This is a genomic window from Acinetobacter sp. CE-15 (genome assembly GCF_051059255.1).
In the GTDB taxonomy this organism is placed as follows: Bacteria; Pseudomonadota; Gammaproteobacteria; order Pseudomonadales; family Moraxellaceae; genus Acinetobacter; species Acinetobacter guillouiae.
Genome location: NZ_CP192737.1, coordinates 2,550,991 through 2,569,877, shown reverse-complemented (window position 1 = coordinate 2,569,877; position 18,887 = coordinate 2,550,991). Strand labels below are relative to the sequence as shown.

Here is an 18,887-nt window from a genome sequence, read left to right as displayed (position 1 = left end):
TTGTACATGTCAAATCAATTGCCCGTCATCAATTTAATGGGACCAACCGCAAGCGGTAAAACTGCTTTGGCATGTGAACTGTATGATCATGGGAATTATGAGCTCATTTCTGTAGATTCTGCCTTGGTCTATAAAGATATGGATATTGGTACTGCAAAGCCGACCAAAGCGGAGCAGGAGCGTTATCCGCATCATTTGATTGATATTATTACCCCACTTGAGGTTTATTCCGCTGCTGAATTTGTCGAGGATGCTTGTCAACTGATTGATGATATCCATGCACGCGGTAAAACACCTATTTTAGTTGGCGGTACAATGCTATATTTTAAAGCGTTGCTTGAGGGGCTTTCTACAAATTTACCGAGTGCTGATTACGCGATTCGTGCTGCGATTGAGTTAAAAGGTGAAACGGAAGGCTGGCAATCGGTGTATGATGAATTAAAATCTGTTGATGTATTGGCAGGTGAAAAATTTAAAGTCAGTGATAAGCAAAGAATCATTCGCGCTTTAGAAGTGTATAAAATTACTGGTCGTCCGATTACTCAACTACAGGCGGAACAACCGAAGAATCGACCGTACCGATATGATTTTCATAATTATGCTTTATTGCCTGATCGCCTTGAGCTGCACAAGAGAATTGAACTTCGTTTGGAAAAAATGTGGGAAATCGGATTTTTAAATGAGGTTGAAAATCTTATGAAAAAATACGATCTCGAAGAAAATTTACCTTCTTCACGCTCTGTTGGATACCGACAAGCGATAGATTTTTTAAAAAACAGTGATTTGAGTCAAGAAAGTGAGCGTCAAATGAAGGATAAAGCACTATTTGCGACACGACAATTAGCAAAACGTCAATACACATGGTTACGATCTTTGCAAGAAACACACTCTTTTCAAACTTTTTTTACGATAAACCAAGCACAAGAAGACTTGCGAAACTTATACGGATAAAGCAAAATTTAACAACTACCTTTTTTATAAATTTTAATTGAAAAATAAAGGTAGTTTTTGCGCTGATTTTAATTTTTTTTGGAGTATAAAATGTCTAAAGGTCAAACTTTACAAGATCCGTTCTTAAATTCTCTCCGTAAAGAACGTATTCCTGTTTCTATTTTTCTTGTAAACGGTATTAAATTACAAGGTCATATTGAATCTTTTGACCAGTATGTTGTTTTGTTGAAAAACACAGTAAGCCAAATGGTTTATAAGCATGCTATTTCAACTGTAGTACCTGCACGTAATCCACGTCCAGCTGGTGCTCCTGCTGGTGCTCAAGGCGCTGCTGGTGGCTTCGGCGGTCAAGCTGGCGGCTTCGGCGGTCAAGCTGGTGGCTTCGGTGGTCAAGGCGGCTTCGGTGGTCAACAAGGCGGCTTTGGTGGTCAACAAGGCGGTTTCGGTGGTCAAGGTGGTTTCGGTAGCCAAGGTGGCTTCGGCGGTCAAGGTGGCTTCGGTGGTCAAGGCGGCTTCGGTGGTCAAGGTGGCTTCGGCGGTCAAGGTACTGACTTTGGCGGCGAAACAAAATTTGAAGATTCACAAGAAGATGAAAACAATCGTTAATTTCTTGATTTAACAAGAACGATTGTAAAAGAGACGCCAAATTGGCGTCTCTTTTTTATTGGTGCTGCTAAATTTAGAGAGAAAAAAACCAGTGCAAAAGCACTGGTTTTTAATTTAACGACTTAGCATAGACTTAACTTTCATTTTTCTTTGGATCTAGGCTTGGGTCTTTGATTTCAATGTAAGTATTTGCACGTAACTCTCTTAACCAGCCGTCATATTCTGATTCGAATTGACGTTCACCTAAAATTTGGCGAGCCATACGCTTTTGGTACTCTGAGGTCATATCTTGTTGACGTGTGCCTGTAACTTGGAGAATATGCCAGCCAAACTGAGTTTGAAATGGTTTGCTGATTTCGTTGACTGGCGAACTCTGCATAAGTTTGTCAAATTCAGGAACCATCATACCAGGGCTTACCCAACCCAGACTTCCGCCATCACGAGCAGAACCAGGGTCATTTGAATAGGTTGAAGCAAGCGTAGCAAAATCATCGCCCGCTTTTAAGCGGTTATAAATACTGTCAATGGTTTGCTTTGCATTTTCGGGGCTAACAACTTCTGATGTTTTAATCAAAATATGACGCGTATTAAATTGCGGAACTAAAGCTTTTTGCTCATTCGATTTTTTTTCTAATAATTTTAAAACATGAACGCCGTCTTTTGCTGGAATTAAGTCAGTAGTTTGTCCTGGCTCAAGGGTAGTAACACGTGCAGCAAGATCTGTTGGAATATCTGAAAGCGGACGGAAGCCCATATCAGCACCATCAACTTTAACTTGAGCTGTGCTAAATTTCTTTTCTATGCTTTTAACGTCATTGCTATCTTTTAAGTCAGTACGGACTGCTTTTGCAATACTTTCTAACTCGCTTGCAGGCGCTTCTCCTGAAATACGCATATGTAGTACATGGACTTGACTACCAACAGCAGCTTGACCTTCAGGTGATTTTAAGAAGTTTTCAACATCAAGGTCAGTGATCTTGATACGAGACATCACTTGTTGTTGACTCAATCGTTGAATGAGTAAATCTTCTGCAACACGGTTACGTAGTAATTCATAGGTACCTAGTGCAACAGCATCTAATTTTTTTTGAAAAGCTTCTAAAGAATTTGCACCAGATTGTTGGGCAACTTTCAATACGGCTTCATTTAAGCTTTTTTCATCTGCTTTTAAGCCATACTTCTTCACTTGTTCAAGCTGTGCATCATGGGTGATGAGCTGACTCAGTACTTGCTGTTGCAGAATGTTTTGTGGTGGGATTTCTTTCTTTTGTGCCTGAAGTCGATGTGTCGCTTCAGCAACACCTTGGTCTAAATCACTTTTTAAAATTGCTGTAGAACCAACAATTGCAATGATTTGGTCCTGCGGAGCAGCATAAACTGATACCGAGGTGGAGATGAGTAAAGCTAAGGTTGATGCTTTAAATAATTTTTTAAATTTTTGCGTCTTCATTAATGTGTCCAAGATTGATTAGCTTTATCAAAACCTAAAATACGATTTTCAAGTAATGAACTTAACTTGTTGTTCAAACCACCAAGTCCTTTTAGTGTGATCTCAGCCATCACTGCGCGTTTTGGCTTTGTATCAGGAAGAGAAACGTCATCTAGATCATTAAAGTACGAGCGACCATAGACGGAAATTCCCCAACAACAAGATTCATAATTCACACCCAATAAATATTCGCGTGCGACATGGTTGTCAAGGTCATATTGAACATGTCCCATAATACGCCAGTTGTCTTTTACAGGCTGTATAAATGATGCAACTGCTTGATCATATGCACGTTGACGGTCAGGGAGGTTGTTGCGATAAAAATAACCAACGTTATAAAGGTTTCCGCGTTGGCCTGTATAATACAATTGGAAGTCATGTTGAGCGCTATCACCATTTGACATCCACGCTGAATTGGTGCTCAGTGTGAAGTTTTGTGAAAGTTGGCTAGAAAGGCTCAGCACAGGACCGGTATGTTTTTCTCTGTCTAAATCATCTGTATTGTTGAGTAAAGTAACTTTTCGATCATCAAAATAATAACTTTGACCAATACTGGCTCTTAAGCGCTCTAAGCCGACTGTATCAAATAAGCTATAACTTAAACCAAGAGATAAAAAGTTATTGTCTTCTAAACGGTCATGTCCATAAAAGCGGTATGGGCTAAACAATTGATCATAGCTGATAGAAGCTGTTGTTGAATCAAAGTTTGGATAACCTGTTTGATTTTTATATGGTGCATACGCATAGAAAGCGCGAGGTGTAATGGTTTGGAGGAATTTTCCGTCCTTTTCAAAAGTTAGACCCGTATCCAAAGTAAATTGAGGAACAACAACGGATTTGTTTTTGCTATCTTGGCTTTGGTTATTTAAATTAAGTTGATCTACAGTGGTTTGATCATAGAAAGTATTTAAACTCCGAACAGAGACTTCGGGAATCACAAAAGACCATGGATTACGGAAATTATAACGTGTCGCAAATTGGTTATATAAACGTGTACCACTTGGCTGGTTGTTATAATCGGCATCATTGATGTCTTTTTGGAAATACGCAGTATCGTTGTTAAATTCGTATTCCAAACCTTGCGGATTTCCAGCAACATAGTTCAGTAAAAACTGTGGTAGGCGGGCATATGGCTTATCTACATCTTTGATGGTTTTATCAAGGGTTTGGAAGTCCTCAACTTTAAGCTGAGCTTTTAAGCCTGGAATACCGTGATTGTAGTTGAGTTCCCATGCGCGACGTTGGTTCAGCTCTGTACGAGTGTTTGGGTTATTATCTAGATCTGAGAAAAAATCTTTATCAGAAACATAGTTATATTCTAAGTTGGTTGACCATTGTTTAGTGATATCCCACTTGTGCAGAAAATGCAGGTCTTTACGATCTTCATCATTATAATCACGGTCAGAAGGTAAGTAACTTCCCCAAACGCTACCAGCACCAAAGTTCTCAGTTAAATAACGAAACTCACCTTGAGCCATAAGACCGCGGTCAGTAATCAGCCGTGGTGTAATAGTGGCATCATAGTTGGGCGCCAAATTTAAATAAACGGGAACTGCGAGTTCAAAACCACCATCATTGGTAAAGCCAAAACTAGGATTTAAAATCCCCGTAGTACGGCGGTCATCGATTGGGAAGTTAAAATATGGAACTGCGAGTACAGGCACATCCTTAACATAGAGTTTGGTGCCACGCGTTACACCTCGACCAGTATCTTGATCCAATTCAATTTTATTGGCCTGAATTTTCCAAGTGGGTTTTTCATCGGGTGGGCAGGTGGTGTAGGTGGCATTTTCAAGGATAATATTGGTTGGCGAAGTTCTTTCTATTTTTTCTGCATGACCATGTGCATGGGTCAATTCTGCAATATAGAAACTATTATTTAGCTGCCCAGTTTCATCTTTCAGGTTGTAATCGATTTGATCACTTTGCGCGATGATACCACCTTGTGCCATTTGTACATTGCCTTTCGCTTTGGCGAAAGTTTGTGTTTTATCAATGGTCACTTCATCGGCGCGAATCATACGTCCAGATTGGTCAATGACCACATCACCAGACAGGAAAGAGTCACCATTGGGATTGTAATAACCATTATCTGCGGTAATCACAGATGACGCTTCTTCTGGGTTTGTTGATTTAGCTTGAGTGCTAAAAGGTGTAACCCAGACACCTTCACAATAACGGGTACTTGGATTTTTTAAATCACGTACCTGTGCTTCAGGTGAGTTTTTGTCCACATAATATTGTTCAAAGAAATTTTGCCCTGCAAAGCTTTCTTTGATGGCTGCATTCAGTTGCTTATTATTAACTTCAGAAACAGTGTCTGTCGATTCAGCATAGCTGGATACTGAACTTCCACAAAGAAGTGTCAAAATAGCAGTCGCTAAAGGATTAAATTTAAACTGATGCTTCATTTGTCTCGTTAACCAAATATGCTAATCGCAATTAATTATTGTCGCATCATAGAGAAAAAGTCGATAAGTAGCTACACTTAGCACTTCAAAAATTCAGCCTGAATTAGATTAAATTGCAAATGAATACACAACGTGAACAATTGATACAAACATGGTTAACATCTGTACTCAGTTCAGATCAATTTGAAATCAATTTTTTAGCAGGCGATGCGAGTTTCCGTCGTTATGCACGAATTACCTTGAATAATAAAACATTTATGCTTATGGATGCACCTCCTGAGAAGGAAGATTGTCGTCCTTTTGTTGCGATTGATGAATTCTTTGACACAAATGGGGTGCGTGTACCTCATATTGTTGCCAAGGATTTAGATCAAGGTTTGTTGTTACTTGAAGATTTTGGCGATGTATTGTTATCTACACAATTGAATGATCAAACGGTAGATGCACATTATGCGCAAAGTTTTAAGCAGTTGGTGCAGTTGCAGTCTATTGCTGCTGATTCATCGCACTTGCCAGCATATGCCTATGAAAAGCTGATCTCAGAAATGGAATTGTTAACGGATTGGTTGTTGCCATCATTAGCTATTCAAGTAACAGATGAAGAGCTTGGGTTAATTAAACGAACTTTTGCTATTCTTGCCAATGCAGCTTTGGCACAACCTCAAGTAATCGTACATCGTGATTTCCATAGTCGTAATCTGATGATTCTTGAAGCTGAGAAAGACCAAGGCGTGATTGATTTTCAAGATGCAGTGATTGGTGCGGACACCTATGACTTGATTTCGATTACCCGTGATGCCTACGTACAGTGGGGTCCTGAGCGTGTGTATGGATGGTTTAAAGTGTTTTATGACTTGTTACCAGAAACTGCCAAGCAAGATCGTGATTTTGATCAATTCAAACAAGATGCTGACTTTATGGCAATTCAGCGCCATATCAAAATTTTAGGTATTTTTGTGCGTTTGTTTGAGCGTGATGGTAAATCTGGTTATCTCAAAGACTTGCCTCGTGTCATGTGGTACTTATTGGAAGAATCAAAACCTTACCCAGAATTACAACCGTTTATGCATTTTATTCATGCACGGGTTTTACCAAAATTTGAAGAAAAATATGGCGTATATGAGGTGATTGCAGCATGAAAGCAATGATTTTAGCTGCGGGGCTAGGCAATAGAATGCGACCTCTGACCCTCTATAAGCCAAAGCCTTTATTAGAAGTCGGCGGCAAGGCACTGATTGTATGGCATATAGAAAAATTAAAAAAAATCGGTGTGACTGAAATCGTGATTAATTCTGCATGGCTGGCAGATATTCTGATTGGTACCTTGGGTGATGGCTCACAATTTGGTGTGACTATACGCTGGACGCGTGAAGATGAGGGCTTGGAAACCGCAGGTGGGATTATCAATGCCTTAGCGCTTCTCGGTGATCAACCTTTTATTCTGGTCAATGGTGATGTATGGACCACTTTTGATTTTGCATCATTGTTAGATATCAATCTTGCCGATGATCTTGCACATTTGGTTTTTGTCAATAATCCTGAACAGCATCCTCAGGGCGATTTTACCTTGGCAAATGGTCGGGCTTATACCTTTGAACAAAATCAGCAAGGTGAAAATTTAACTTATAGTGGTGTCGCTGTGATTAACCCAAAAATGTTTGATGGTCTGGAACAGGGTAAGAGACCACTTGCACCCTTGCTTAAACAAGGCATGCTAGACGGTAAAATCTCGGCTGAGAAAATGCAGGCAGCGTGGGTTGATGTGGGTACACCTGAGCGTTTAACAGCCTTGGATTTGCAAATAAGACAGGGCGAGTATAGTTAAGTGAGGATAAATACGCCTAAGTGCGTATTAACTCATCGTTAACTACTGTTCCACGGGCGAGAAATAGGTATACTTTCAGCTAACTTTTTAGAGATGTTATTTGATCATGCATCCATTTTTTCAAGAGTTAAAGCAAGGCAGTCTAAAGCTTGGCTTAAAACTTAGTGATGAAGCATTAGGATTATTGTTGCAATATCAAGATGCACTCGTCCTGTGGAACAAAGCTTATAACTTAACGGCGATTCGCGATCCAAAAGAAATGTTGGTTAAACATTTATTGGATAGCTTAAGTATTTTAAATGATTTACCCGCTGGTCGTTTACTCGATATTGGTACAGGCGGGGGTATGCCAGGGATGATCATTGCACTGTGCCAACCTGAACGCCAATGTGTTTTGTTGGATTCAAATGGTAAGAAAATTCGTTTTCTGAAACAGTTTATTGCAGATTTAAAACTAAAAAATGTTGTCGCAGTTCAGACACGTGTAGAAAATGAAGATAGTATCCATGATCTAGGGCAATTTGATGTGATCACCAGTCGTGCATTTGCTTCATTGACAGATTTTGTGACAGCTTCAAAACCTTATATGCATGAACGCAGTATCATTGCGTCAATGAAAGGTTTGATTCCCACTGAAGAAGTTGATGCTTTAAAAGACAAGTGGAGTTGTGACATTATTGAATTGCATGTACCTCGGTTGGACGAACAACGTCATTTACTTTTATTAAAACAGATTTAAAACAGACTAAGGGTTGGGGTTACCATGGCTCAAATTATTGCTATCGCAAACCAGAAAGGTGGCGTAGGTAAAACCACGACAGCCGTGAATTTGGCTGCCTCTTTGGCAGTGTTGAAAAAGCGTGTTTTATTAGTGGATATGGACTCTCAGGGTAATGCTACCATGGGGTCGGGTATTCAAAAAAATGATTTGTTGTATTCAGTCACCGATGTACTTCTGGGTGAAGTACCGATTGAAACTGCAATTAGTAAAGCTGAAGTCGGTTATAAAGTACTTGGCTCAAATCGTGATTTGGCAGGTGTTGAACTGGCAATCGCAGAGCAAGATGGACGTGAGTTTATTTTGCGTAACGCTTTACAGCAAATTGAAAAAGACTTTGATTATATTATTGTTGATTGTGCACCAAGTTTAAGTTTAATTACGGTCAATGCTTTAGCCGCAGTAGATGCAGTGATTATTCCAATGCAATGTGAGTATTATGCATTAGAAGGATTGGCAGATCTGACCCAGACCATTGATAAAATTCAACAGGCGTTAAACCCTGGATTGGAAATTATTGGGGTGCTTCGTACCATGTATGATGCACGTAATGCACTCACCCGTGATGTTTCTGCCGAATTAGAACAGTATTTTGGTAAGAAACTTTATGATACAGTGATTCCGCGTAATGTGCGCTTGGCCGAAGCGCCAGCACATGGATTACCGATTATTTATTTTGAGAAAAGCTCTAAAGGTGCAATTGCATATTTAAATTTAGCAGCTGAAATGTTGAAAAAGAGTAAAGTGAAAAAAGGAAATAAAGCATGACCGTGAAAAAAAGAGGGTTGGCAAAGGGTCGTGGCTTAGATGCATTATTAGGTTCAATCCAAAAAGAAAAATTACAACTTGAAGTTCAAGCATTGGATCATGGCCAATTAAAACAGATGGATGTAACTCAATTAAAACGCGGCGCATATCAACCCCGTCGTTTTATTGGTGAGCAAGATTTACAAGAACTTGCAGCGTCAATTAAAAAACATGGTGTAATGCAGCCAATTGTGATTCGTCCGATTGAAAATGACGAAACTCCCTATGAAATCATTGCAGGTGAACGTCGTTGGCGTGCGGCACAATTGGCGGGTTTGACTGAAATCCCTGCAATTGTGCGTGATTTGACCGATCAAGTTGCGATTGCCTTGGCATTGATCGAAAACATTCAGCGTCAAGATTTAAACCCAGTTGATCAAGCACTGGCATTACAACGCTTCCATGAAGAATTTGGGCTTAGTCATCAAGAAATTGCAGACACTGTAGGTAAAGCACGCACTACCGTAAGTAATTTATTGCGTTTATTAAGTCTAGAAGATGAAATCAAAGATTTAATGCAACAAGGTCTGTTGGACATGGGGCACGCCCGTGCGATATTGACCCTAAAAGCTAAAGATCAATTGCAAATTGCAAAAATCGTGATTGATAAGAGTTTGTCTGTTCGTCAAACCGAGCAGTTGGTGCGTGATTGGAATACGCCAAAGCAGGAAAAATCTAAAGATCCACTTGCGCCAGATGTGCAACAACTGACTCAGAAACTGTCAGAGCGCTTTAGTGCCAGTGTAAAATTAGACTATAACAAACAGGGTAAAGGCAAGCTGGTCATCAGTTATAACTCGCTTGATGAGTTAGATGGAATTTTAAATATCTGTTTACCAGAACAATAATGTTTAAGCGATTTAATTAATTTGGGGAACTAAAGATGTGGGAACTTGTTAAAGCCGGCGGTTGGTTAATGCTGCCATTGGTTTTATGTTCAATTTTTACTGTTGCGATTTCAATCGAGAGATTTATACGGCTGAAACGATCTTTAGTTCTACCTAAGTCGCTTATGATGCAAAAAGGCCGCAGTGTTGACGATGTTTTAGATGAAATGGAACAAGATCAAGCGGTTTGCCAAACGGCATTGGGCTATATTTTTAAAGATGGTATTGATGCTTACGCTCAAGGCGAGGCATTTGCACGTGCTCAGATGGAAGCGACTGCTTCGCGCGAAATTGGATATTTAGAAAAAAATATCAATTTCTTAGGTACATTGAGCGCTGTTGCACCGTTATTGGGACTATTGGGTACAGTGATTGGGATTATCGAATCCTTTTTGGTGATTGATTTAGGTACGAATGCCAATCCAACCATGATGATTCCAGGTATTTCTAAGGCATTAATTACCACAGCTGCGGGTATGGTAATTGCTATTCCAGCACTATTTGCCTACCGTTATTTTCAGCGCCTAGTTCAGGAATATGTGGCTGAACTCGAGCAACAGTCGACTTTATTTCATGCCGCCTTATTTTTTCAGAAACACCTTGAAAATGAAAAAAAGAAAGCTGGTTAAATCCGTTTTAGGGGTGTTTCATGAAATTTAGACGCAGAACAGTTGAAGATATTCATATCAATCTTACGCCATTGATTGATTGCTTGTTATTTATATTGGTGATTTTATTACTGACCACCACCTTTAACCAGCAAAGTCGGATCAATCTTTCTTTACCGGATGCACAAGGTGTTCCGCCAAAAGAATACAAAAATAAAATTGAAGTCATGGTAGACTCGGCAGGGCATTATGCAGTAAATGGGCAGGCACTTTCGAGTAAAGAGTCGGCTGATTTAAGTACTGCAATTAAGCAAGCAGCAAATGACAATCGTGATCTGATGTTTGTGATTGCTGCAGATGCCAAAGCGACGCATCAAGATGTTATACGAGTGATGGATGTCGCAGGACAGCTCGGTTTCGTTAACATCAATATCAGTACCAAAGTTCCATCTCGAGGTTATTAATTAGTGAATCAAGATTTTAAGGTCTATGTCCGTCTTTTGGCGTATTTAAAGCCGTACTGGGGGGCAGCCTTACTCGTTATTATTGGATTTGGCGTAAATGCGGCAACTGAAGTTTCTGTAGCGAAATTACTTAAATATATTATTGATGCAATTCAAGATGGTAATCGTGGAGATCTTGATTGGTTTCCAGCGCTAATTATCTTGTTGATTTTTTTCCGTGGCTTAGGGTTGTTTATGGGTGGCTACTTTACTGCAGTCATCTCAAGAAGTTTGGTATTTAGTATTCGTCAAGAAGTTTATGCCAAACTGTTAAAACTACCCGCACAGTATTATTTGGATAATTCATCAGGTCACATCACTGCAAAAATTATGTATAACGTGGAGCAGTTAACCGCAGCTTCCTCTGAATCGTTAAAAACATTAATTCGTGATGGTGCAATTGCTTTAGGTTTATTGGGTTATTTGCTGTATACCAATTGGCGTTTAACCTTGTGTATTTTTATCTTTATGCCGATTATTGGTTTATTGGTGCGTAAAGCTTCAAAACGCATGCGTAAGCTGTCTATTCAAGTGCAAAATACCATGGGGGATGTGAACCATATTGTGCAAGAAACAGTCAGTGCGAATGCGGTTGTCAAAAGCTTTGCTGGCGAGGAAAATGAACAAAAACGTTTCTATAAGTCTTCAGAAGAAAACTTAAAACGTGGTTTGAAAATGGTGGTTGTACAAAACTTAAATAGTCCACTGGTACAATTGGTCATGGCTTTTGCTCTAGGTATCATTATTTGGTTGGCATTACGTCCACAAATCTTAGGCGATACTTCAGCTGGCGAGTTTGTTGCCTATATCACAGCAGCAGGATTGTTAGCAAAGCCTATTAAAAATTTAACAGATATCAATGAAAAATTACAACGTGGTATTGCGGCTGCATATTCTGTATTTGAAGTTCTAGACCTGCCTCAAGAAGAAAATACCGGAACTTTAACGCCAAAATTATTGGGTAATATCAAGTTTGATCATGTGTCTTTGATTTATAAAAATAATGTAAAAGGGATTGATGATTTCTCATTAGACATACAAGCAGGCCAAACCATTGCTTTGGTTGGGCGTTCAGGTGCTGGTAAGTCGTCTTTGGTGAATATGTTGGTGCGCTTTCAAGAAATTAGTGCAGGGCAAATTTATCTAGATCAACTGCCTATTCAGGATATTGAACTCAGTTGTTTGCGTACCCAAGTTGCGATGGTCAACCAGCAAGTTGTGTTATTTGATCGAACAGTGCGTGAAAATATTGCATACGGTCAATTAGAAAATGCCTCTGAGGAAGCCATTATTGCCGCTGCTAAAGCAGCTTATGCACATGACTTTATTATGGAGTTACCAAAAGGTTATGACACACCTTTAGGTGCGCAGGGCTTAAGTCTTTCAGGTGGTCAACGTCAACGTATCGCCATTGCACGTGCAATCCTTAAAAATGCACCCATTCTTATCCTTGATGAAGCCACCAGTGCTTTGGATAATGAGTCTGAACACTTTATTCAAAAAGCATTTGATGAAGCGATGCTTGATCAAAATCGAACCACGATAGTGATTGCTCACCGTCTATCCACGATCGAAAAAGCGGATAAGATTGTGGTTATGGATAAAGGGCGTATCATAGAGCAAGGTACTCATACTGAGTTATTGGCGAAGCATGGCGCTTACTATCAATTGTATGAACGTAACTTTGAGGAATAATCGAACATGTCTATTGCGCAAATCATTCAAGATGCTTGGAATAAACAGTCCAAGTGGTTGATTGCATTGCGGCCATTGTCATGGTTATATCAGTTCGGTTTTACGGTAAATAAGCAACTGTATCAAAAAGGTATAAAAAAAACCTATCAAGCACCTGTCCCAGTGATGATTATTGGAAATATTACTGTGGGCGGGAGTGGGAAGACACCGTTATTGATCCAGTTGGTGAAATATTTGCAACATCACCATGTTCGCGTTGGCGTGATTAGTCGTGGTTATGGGGGGCAAGGGCCTTTTCCTGCACTGGTTACTTTAGATTCTGTGCCTGACCAAGTGGGCGATGAACCCTGTTTAATTGTTCAGTCTACTGAGGTTCCCATGGTGGTGGGTGGTAATCGCCAAGCCAATATTGAGTTACTACTGCAACATTATGAACTTGATTTAATCATCAGTGATGATGGTTTACAGCATTGGGCTTTGGCGCGTCAAATCGAATGGATTGTACTGGATAATAACCGAGGTTTGGGCAATCAGAAGCTACTTCCTGAAGGTTATTTACGCGAGCCAGTGAGCCGTTTAAAACACGGTACCGTGATTGAGCATGCGCATCAGCCGCATTCAGCTCTCAATATGCATTTAGAAGTGACTGAACCTTATCTATTAAATCCAAGTTTTGACCAGTCTGAGCAGTTTGATCCTACACTTGATTATTATGCAGTCGTTGGAATTGGTTTTCCGCAACGCTTTTATAACACCTTGGAAAGTATCGGTGTAACTCAATTTCAATGTCATGAATTTCCAGACCATTATGATTATGAAATTGATGATTTGCAGTTTGAAGATAACAATCCAATTATTACCACTGAAAAAGATGCGGTAAAGCTTTTACCATTATTGAAAAATCATTCTACATTTAGTCGTGAGATTTGGGTGGTTCCAGTGGGAGCGGTCTTGTCTGATGAATGTTATCTATTACTCAACCAACAACTTACTCAACTTGGTATTGATCTAATACAAGGTTAATTTGATGAAACATATTGTTATTCCTGCGCGTTTTGCCAGTTCACGCCTTCCCGGTAAGCCTCTTTTAGAAATTCATGGGCGAGCCATGATTTTACGTGTGGTCGATCAAGCAAAAAAAGTACAGGGCTTTGATGATCTTTGTGTGGCGACAGATGACCCGCGTATTGCAGCACTTTGCCGAGCAGAAGGTGTGGATGTTGTGATGACTGATCCGAATCATCCTTCGGGCACAGACCGTTTAAGTGAAGTTGCTCGGATCAAAGGTTGGGATGCCGAGGATATTATTGTGAATGTACAGGGTGATGAGCCTTTGTTGCCTGCACAATTGGTGATTCAAGTTGCTGAGTTGCTGGCACAGAAAGCGGATTGTTCAATGTCGACCTTATGTGAGCCGATACATCAGTTTGACGAGTTTCAGCGTGACAGCATTGTGAAAGTGGTGATGTCAAAGTTCAACGAAGCGCTTTATTTCAGTCGTGCACAAATTCCTTATGATCGAGAGGGTGTTAAACAGGTTGAGCAAAAGCTACATCAGCATGCTTATCGCCATTTGGGCTTATACGCTTACCGTGTCAAGCTTTTACAAGAATATGTCACTTGGGATATGGGGATTTTAGAACAGTTGGAAAGCTTAGAGCAATTACGTGTTTTAGAAAATGGACATCGTATTGCGATTGATATCGCACAAGTAAACTTACCACCCGGTGTCGATACTCAAGCAGATTTGGATCGCTTAAACGCCTTGGATGTAGCGGTTTTTGAATAGCTTGTATTTGCGTTATTTATATTGCGTCACTTGTTTTTACCACACTTGTATTTAGGTTTTTGATTCATGGATGCTTCTAATTCTCAGGTTTATCCTTGGCAGCAACAAACATGGGAAACCTTAACTGGTCGCTTTCCAAAATTAGGACATGGTTTATTGTTCTATGGTAAAAAAGGCTGTGGTAAACATGCATTTACCCAACATTTTTTATCATGGGTTTTGTGTTTAAATAAAACACCACAAGGTGCTTGTGGCGAGTGCGCAAGTTGCCAGTGGCTCAAATCGGATACCCATCCTAACTATGTTAATATCACGACCGATGAAGAGAATAAGAAGCAAAACGCGAAAATTAAGATCGAGAAGATCCGTGATTTACTACCATTTGTGCAGCAAACAGTAGATGGTTGGCGCGTTATTGTGATTGAACCTGCAGAAGCTTTAAACATTGCTTCTGCAAATGCATTATTAAAAACGCTAGAAGAGCCAGGTGATCGGGTACAGATTATTTTACTTGCGGAACATTATCTAAAGCTCCCAGCAACGATTCGTAGTCGATTACAGCACTTTGCCATGGATCGTATTAGCCCCACGCTTTCAGAACAATATTTGCAACAACATTTACCCGCTGAAATGCATTCTAAAATTAACTTGTTGATGAATTTATCCAATAATATGCCATTGCAAGCATTGGCGCTCGCTGAGCTGGATTGGTTAAACCGACGTGGGGAGTTTTTACAAGATTGGCAAAAATTGGTCAGTCAAAAAAGCATGCCTTTACAGTTTGCTTCAAAATGGAATAAAGAACTGAGCTTTTATGATTTTTTACAAATGTTTGAATACTTGTTGTCAGATATAATTTGTGTCAAGCTGAATCAAGTTGTAAAGAATTCAGATTTGCAATTAGATGAGCTTGCTGCGCAGTATCAATTGCAAAGTTTGTTCTCTATTTATGAAGATTTACAACAATCGAAGCTAAAAGTTGATCAAAATGTACAAACAAATCTAATTATTGATCAATTGTCGATTCAGTTAATGAATGTGACATAAAATTTGAATATTCAGGGGGAATAATCATGCAACCACGTATGGGCGGTTTGATTCAAGTCAACATCAATGATCGTGCAACTTTACAAGCCAGTTATATGCCTTATATTTTAGGCGGTGGCTTATTTGTGCCATCAAAGAATCCTGTAAAAATGGGCGATGAAGTGTTTGTACTGGCTGGTTTGCCAGATCAATCACAGAAAGTTCCTTTAACAGGGAAAGTGATTTGGATTTCGCAAAAGCAAAATGGAATTAAGCCACAAGGTTTTGCAATTCAACTTACTGGTGAAAAAGGCATCTATTACAAAATGGAAGCAGAAAAATTACTCGCAGGCAGTATGTCTTTGGACCGTCCTAGCTTTACAATGTAAGCCAATTTTCAATATTTAGGAATTTCTGTGTTTGTTGATACGCATTGCCATTTAACCATGTTAAATCTTGAACCTTATGCTGGGGATCTCGATGCCGCATTACAACAAGCAAGAGATGCTGGTGTGTCCAAGTTTATGGGGATTTCTGTAGATTTGGATGACCATATCGCACTTGCAGAAATTGCCGCAAGACATTCAGATGTGGGCTATAGTGTCGGTGTACACCCATGTGAAGATCCAGCTGTGATGCAACGTGCAAGTGTTGAAAAACTGGTTGAACTGGCGCAAGCTGAAAAAGTTTGGGCCTTGGGTGAAACAGGCTTAGATTATTTTCATAGTACTGAATTTATTGCTGAACAAAAAGCCTGTTTTGCACGACATATTCATGCATCGCAACAGCTTAAAAAACCTGTAGTTGTGCATACCCGTTCAGCAAAGTATGAAACCGTAGATATTATTCGGGCTGAAAAATCAACACATGGTATTTTGCATTGTTTTACAGAAGATTGGGAGACTGCAAAGGCCGTTTTAGATTGTGGCTACTATATTTCCTTCTCTGGAATTGTTTCATTTAAAAATGCGCAAGATTTAAGAGATGTTGCTAAGCAAGTGCCTTTAGATCGCTTGTTGATTGAAACGGATAGTCCTTATTTGGCACCGATGCCTTATCGTGGCAAACCGAATGAACCAAAATACGTTCCTTATGTAGCCAAAGCGCTGAGTGATGTATATGATAAAACGCTTGAAGAGATTGCTTTCATTACCACACAAAATTTTGAAAATCTGCTTCAACAAAAGTGATTGAAAAGCACTGATTTAAAAAGCAATCAATAGAAGTGCGTCAATTTATTAACGGATAGAATTAACAAGAGAGTTTATCGGGTGAAGATGGATCGACAGGCTCAGTTTAGAGCAAGAGAAGCATTGATTTTTCAGGTTGCTGAACAACTGCTTTTAGAAAATGGTGAAGCAGGGATGACATTGGATGCCCTAGCTGCAGAATTAGATCTAGCCAAGGGAACACTTTATAAGCATTTTCAGAGTAAGGATGAGTTGTATATACTGCTCATCATTCGTAATGAACGTATGTTACTTGAAATGGTACGTGATACTGAAAAAGCATTTCCTGAGCATTTGGCTTTTTTTATGTTGCACCATTTACACCATCCTGAACGTGCAGTGTTATTCCATCAGATCGAAGAGCGATTATCCACCACTGGACAAGGCATCCATCATTTATTTAGCGAACTCTATCAAGTACGTAAACAACGTTTACGTATCATTATTCGCATGACAGAAAGCTATCTAGAATCGATTCAAAGTTTGATGTCAGTACGTGATTATTTGGCTTCGATTTGGTCAATTACGCATGGTGGAGCAGCGATACTGAATTCCAGCTTCTATCAGCGTTATTTAGGTTGTCGAGATACCTTACGTGTCGCATTGATTGATCAGGCATTGGCTGTGCCAAAACATCCACAAGCCTCAGAACAGGTGGCTTAGCTGCAATGAAAAATCTACGATCATCTCAAAAAATACGAGGTTTTACCTTAATTGAGGTGATGGTGGTGATCGTCATCATCAGTATTATTGCCTCATTGATCATTTTAAATATTGATGGCGTAGATCAGCGTAAAGCTATGCAAGCACGTGAGATGTTATTGCTCGATTTAAAGCAGATTAATCGTGAAGCCAATGATCAAGCGCGTATTTATGCACTTGATTTACACAATGCTACGGATGTTGCAGCTGCACAGTATGGTGTTATTGAGTATATTCCAGTCAAAGAAGACGCTGAGCAACGTATTCGAGTGGTTGACAATAAACCATGGAAAGAAGTGACGGACTTTCCTAAAAGAGCGTTGCCAGAATACGTTTCATTTTCTATTGAAACGGAAGATCATCAATTCCAAAATGCAAATAACTCAGAACTCTTGGGAAATAATGCACCTAAATTGATTTGGTTTGGAAATGGTGAAGTCAAACCTGTCACAATTCAAATGTATTATCAGCAAAAGCCAGTGGGTGGGGTAATTCGAGTTGATTATTTGGGTAAAGTAGATGAAGAAAAATAAAGGCTTTACTTTAATTGAGGTGGTTGTGGCTTTGGCGATTTTTGCAGTCGCAGCAATGGCTTTGACCAAAGTCGCGATGCAATATACGCAGTCGACAGCCAATGCGATTTTACGAACCAAGGCTCAGTTTGTTGCACAGAATGAAATCTCAATGATGATGATTAATCGTGAATGGCTGTCAGGAACGTCATCCAAACAAGTCACCACACAAGGTGAAACTTGGCAGGTAGATAAAAAAGCAGAATCTACACTGAGTCCAAATGTACAAAAAATAGATGTGCAAGTGAGCCTTTTTAATCCTGATACGGGTAAAGTAGAAGCAGGGATTACCAATATGGTGTTCTTTAATTATCCGATCAAAGAAAAATAATGATGAATCTAATCAAGCATAAAAAAAATCAAACTGTGTATGCACAGAAAAGCACAGGCTTTACCTTAATTGAACTTTTGGTGGCCATAGCAATCTTTGCTGTTTTGTCAGCATTGGGCTGGAAAATATTTGACTACCTGATTAAAGTTAAAGATCGTAATGTCATACATGAGGAAAATTTAGGTCAATTACAAGGTGCGTATCAACAGATTCAGCGTGATACCTTACAGATTGTTCCTATTTCTGCAAGAAGTGGTGAGGAAATTGAACCTGCTTTAGGTTTAGATAATCAAAAACTTTCTTTCAGTAAAACAGGTGTAACCGACCCGCTTAAACAGGGGTTGTCACCCTATGAACGAATTGAATATGTTTACAATGCGCAAGAGAAAAAACTTTATCGGTTAAAATATTCAAATTTAAATCGAAATAATTCAGAACAGCCCTTGTCGAGTGTGTTATTGGCAGATGTTGATCAGTATCGTATTGATGTTTTAAATCCAACAGAATTAGATCGTTGGCCAAATGATATGATTAAAAATGATAGGCAATTACCGCGTGGGATTAAAATTAAAGTCACGATTCGTGATATAGAATATGAATGGATTTTTAGTTTGCTCAATTCTGACTATCTGATCAATAACGGCGCAGATAATTAAATCAGTATTGTGGTCGATGCGG

General features: G+C 39.5%; 21 protein-coding genes. 19 read left to right on the top strand and 2 right to left on the bottom strand.

The features are described from left to right. The first annotated feature begins 6 nt into the window (after positions 1-6). Both miaA and hfq read left to right on the top strand, forming a co-directional pair. Positions 7-951, top strand: coding sequence for a tRNA (adenosine(37)-N6)-dimethylallyltransferase MiaA (miaA, locus tag ACQ7EO_RS11980; protein WP_434277399.1), 945 nt, complete (start codon positions 7-9; stop codon positions 949-951). 90 nt (positions 952-1,041) lie between these two features. Next, on the top strand, positions 1,042-1,557 hold the full coding sequence (gene hfq, locus ACQ7EO_RS11975; RefSeq protein WP_004720864.1) for an RNA chaperone Hfq: 516 nt from the start codon (positions 1,042-1,044) through the stop codon (positions 1,555-1,557). Between the two features lie 133 nt (positions 1,558-1,690). Here hfq and ACQ7EO_RS11970 read toward each other — a convergent pair whose 3' ends face one another. Together ACQ7EO_RS11970 and ACQ7EO_RS11965 are read right to left on the bottom strand one after the other, a co-directional pair. Then, positions 1,691-3,007 carry a peptidylprolyl isomerase gene (locus ACQ7EO_RS11970; protein WP_434277398.1) on the bottom strand — a complete coding sequence of 439 codons (1,317 nt, stop codon included), beginning with the start codon at positions 3,005-3,007 and terminating at the stop codon, positions 1,691-1,693. Further along, positions 3,007-5,457, bottom strand: coding sequence for an LPS-assembly protein LptD (locus ACQ7EO_RS11965; RefSeq protein ID WP_434277397.1), 2,451 nt, complete (start codon positions 5,455-5,457; stop codon positions 3,007-3,009). The genes ACQ7EO_RS11970 and ACQ7EO_RS11965 overlap by 1 nt, the downstream gene beginning before the upstream one ends. Before the next feature lie 119 nt (positions 5,458-5,576). Here ACQ7EO_RS11965 and ACQ7EO_RS11960 point away from each other — a divergent pair, with 119 nt between their 5' ends. The 17 genes from ACQ7EO_RS11960 (at position 5,577) to gspJ (ending at position 18,865) form a co-directional block, all read left to right on the top strand. Beyond that, the gene (locus ACQ7EO_RS11960; RefSeq protein ID WP_034610201.1) at positions 5,577-6,596 is read left to right on the top strand and encodes an aminoglycoside phosphotransferase family protein; all 1,020 of its coding nucleotides are present in this window, start codon (positions 5,577-5,579) and stop codon (positions 6,594-6,596) included. Then, on the top strand, positions 6,593-7,282 hold the full coding sequence (gene murU / locus ACQ7EO_RS11955) for an N-acetylmuramate alpha-1-phosphate uridylyltransferase MurU (RefSeq protein ID WP_154130502.1): 690 nt from the start codon (positions 6,593-6,595) through the stop codon (positions 7,280-7,282). The genes ACQ7EO_RS11960 and murU overlap by 4 nt, the downstream gene beginning before the upstream one ends. A gap of 106 nt (positions 7,283-7,388) precedes the next feature. Further along, positions 7,389-8,021: a 16S rRNA (guanine(527)-N(7))-methyltransferase RsmG gene (gene rsmG, locus ACQ7EO_RS11950; protein ID WP_004821214.1), complete on the top strand. Its 633-nt coding sequence runs from the start codon at positions 7,389-7,391 to the stop codon at positions 8,019-8,021. 24 nt (positions 8,022-8,045) lie between these two features. Further along, the gene (locus ACQ7EO_RS11945; RefSeq protein WP_270382250.1) at positions 8,046-8,828 is read left to right on the top strand and encodes a ParA family protein; all 783 of its coding nucleotides are present in this window, start codon (positions 8,046-8,048) and stop codon (positions 8,826-8,828) included. Next, a complete protein-coding gene (locus ACQ7EO_RS11940) occupies positions 8,825-9,715 on the top strand; it encodes a ParB/RepB/Spo0J family partition protein (protein WP_004720851.1) in 891 nt (296 codons plus the stop codon). The genes ACQ7EO_RS11945 and ACQ7EO_RS11940 overlap by 4 nt, the downstream gene beginning before the upstream one ends. Positions 9,716-9,750: 35 nt before the next feature. After that, the gene (locus ACQ7EO_RS11935; protein WP_004821216.1) at positions 9,751-10,383 is read left to right on the top strand and encodes a MotA/TolQ/ExbB proton channel family protein; all 633 of its coding nucleotides are present in this window, start codon (positions 9,751-9,753) and stop codon (positions 10,381-10,383) included. Positions 10,384-10,403: 20 nt separating this feature from the next. Continuing rightward, the gene (locus ACQ7EO_RS11930; protein WP_004821219.1) at positions 10,404-10,826 is read left to right on the top strand and encodes an ExbD/TolR family protein; all 423 of its coding nucleotides are present in this window, start codon (positions 10,404-10,406) and stop codon (positions 10,824-10,826) included. 3 nt (positions 10,827-10,829) lie between these two features. Beyond that, on the top strand, positions 10,830-12,560 hold the full coding sequence (msbA, locus tag ACQ7EO_RS11925) for a lipid A export permease/ATP-binding protein MsbA (protein ID WP_434277394.1): 1,731 nt from the start codon (positions 10,830-10,832) through the stop codon (positions 12,558-12,560). A 6-nt stretch (positions 12,561-12,566) separates the two neighbouring features. After that, positions 12,567-13,583 (top strand): tetraacyldisaccharide 4'-kinase, encoded by a 1,017-nt coding sequence (gene lpxK / locus ACQ7EO_RS11920; protein ID WP_034610207.1) that lies wholly within the window; start codon positions 12,567-12,569, stop codon positions 13,581-13,583. A 4-nt stretch (positions 13,584-13,587) separates the two neighbouring features. Then, positions 13,588-14,349 carry a 3-deoxy-manno-octulosonate cytidylyltransferase gene (kdsB, locus tag ACQ7EO_RS11915; protein ID WP_314337089.1) on the top strand — a complete coding sequence of 254 codons (762 nt, stop codon included), beginning with the start codon at positions 13,588-13,590 and terminating at the stop codon, positions 14,347-14,349. Between the two features lie 66 nt (positions 14,350-14,415). Further along, positions 14,416-15,396, top strand: a complete 981-nt coding sequence (locus tag ACQ7EO_RS11910; protein WP_004821226.1) for a DNA polymerase III, delta' subunit — start codon at positions 14,416-14,418, stop codon at positions 15,394-15,396. A gap of 26 nt (positions 15,397-15,422) precedes the next feature. Continuing rightward, positions 15,423-15,764, top strand: a complete 342-nt coding sequence (locus ACQ7EO_RS11905) for a PilZ domain-containing protein (protein WP_004821228.1) — start codon at positions 15,423-15,425, stop codon at positions 15,762-15,764. 27 nt (positions 15,765-15,791) lie between these two features. Further along, entirely contained in the window at positions 15,792-16,565 is a 774-nt protein-coding gene (locus tag ACQ7EO_RS11900; protein WP_434277391.1) for a TatD family hydrolase, read from the top strand. A gap of 87 nt (positions 16,566-16,652) precedes the next feature. Then, complete coding sequence (locus ACQ7EO_RS11895) at positions 16,653-17,267, top strand: TetR/AcrR family transcriptional regulator (RefSeq protein ID WP_004821232.1); 615 nt, start codon at positions 16,653-16,655, stop codon at positions 17,265-17,267. Between the two features lie 5 nt (positions 17,268-17,272). Next, positions 17,273-17,839 (top strand): prepilin-type N-terminal cleavage/methylation domain-containing protein, encoded by a 567-nt coding sequence (locus ACQ7EO_RS11890; RefSeq protein WP_034610211.1) that lies wholly within the window; start codon positions 17,273-17,275, stop codon positions 17,837-17,839. Beyond that, complete coding sequence (gene gspI / locus ACQ7EO_RS11885) at positions 17,826-18,209, top strand: type II secretion system minor pseudopilin GspI (protein WP_004821236.1); 384 nt, start codon at positions 17,826-17,828, stop codon at positions 18,207-18,209. The genes ACQ7EO_RS11890 and gspI overlap by 14 nt, the downstream gene beginning before the upstream one ends. Continuing rightward, positions 18,209-18,865 carry a type II secretion system minor pseudopilin GspJ gene (gene gspJ, locus ACQ7EO_RS11880; RefSeq protein WP_004821238.1) on the top strand — a complete coding sequence of 219 codons (657 nt, stop codon included), beginning with the start codon at positions 18,209-18,211 and terminating at the stop codon, positions 18,863-18,865. The genes gspI and gspJ overlap by 1 nt, the downstream gene beginning before the upstream one ends. Positions 18,866-18,887: the final 22 nt, after the last annotated feature.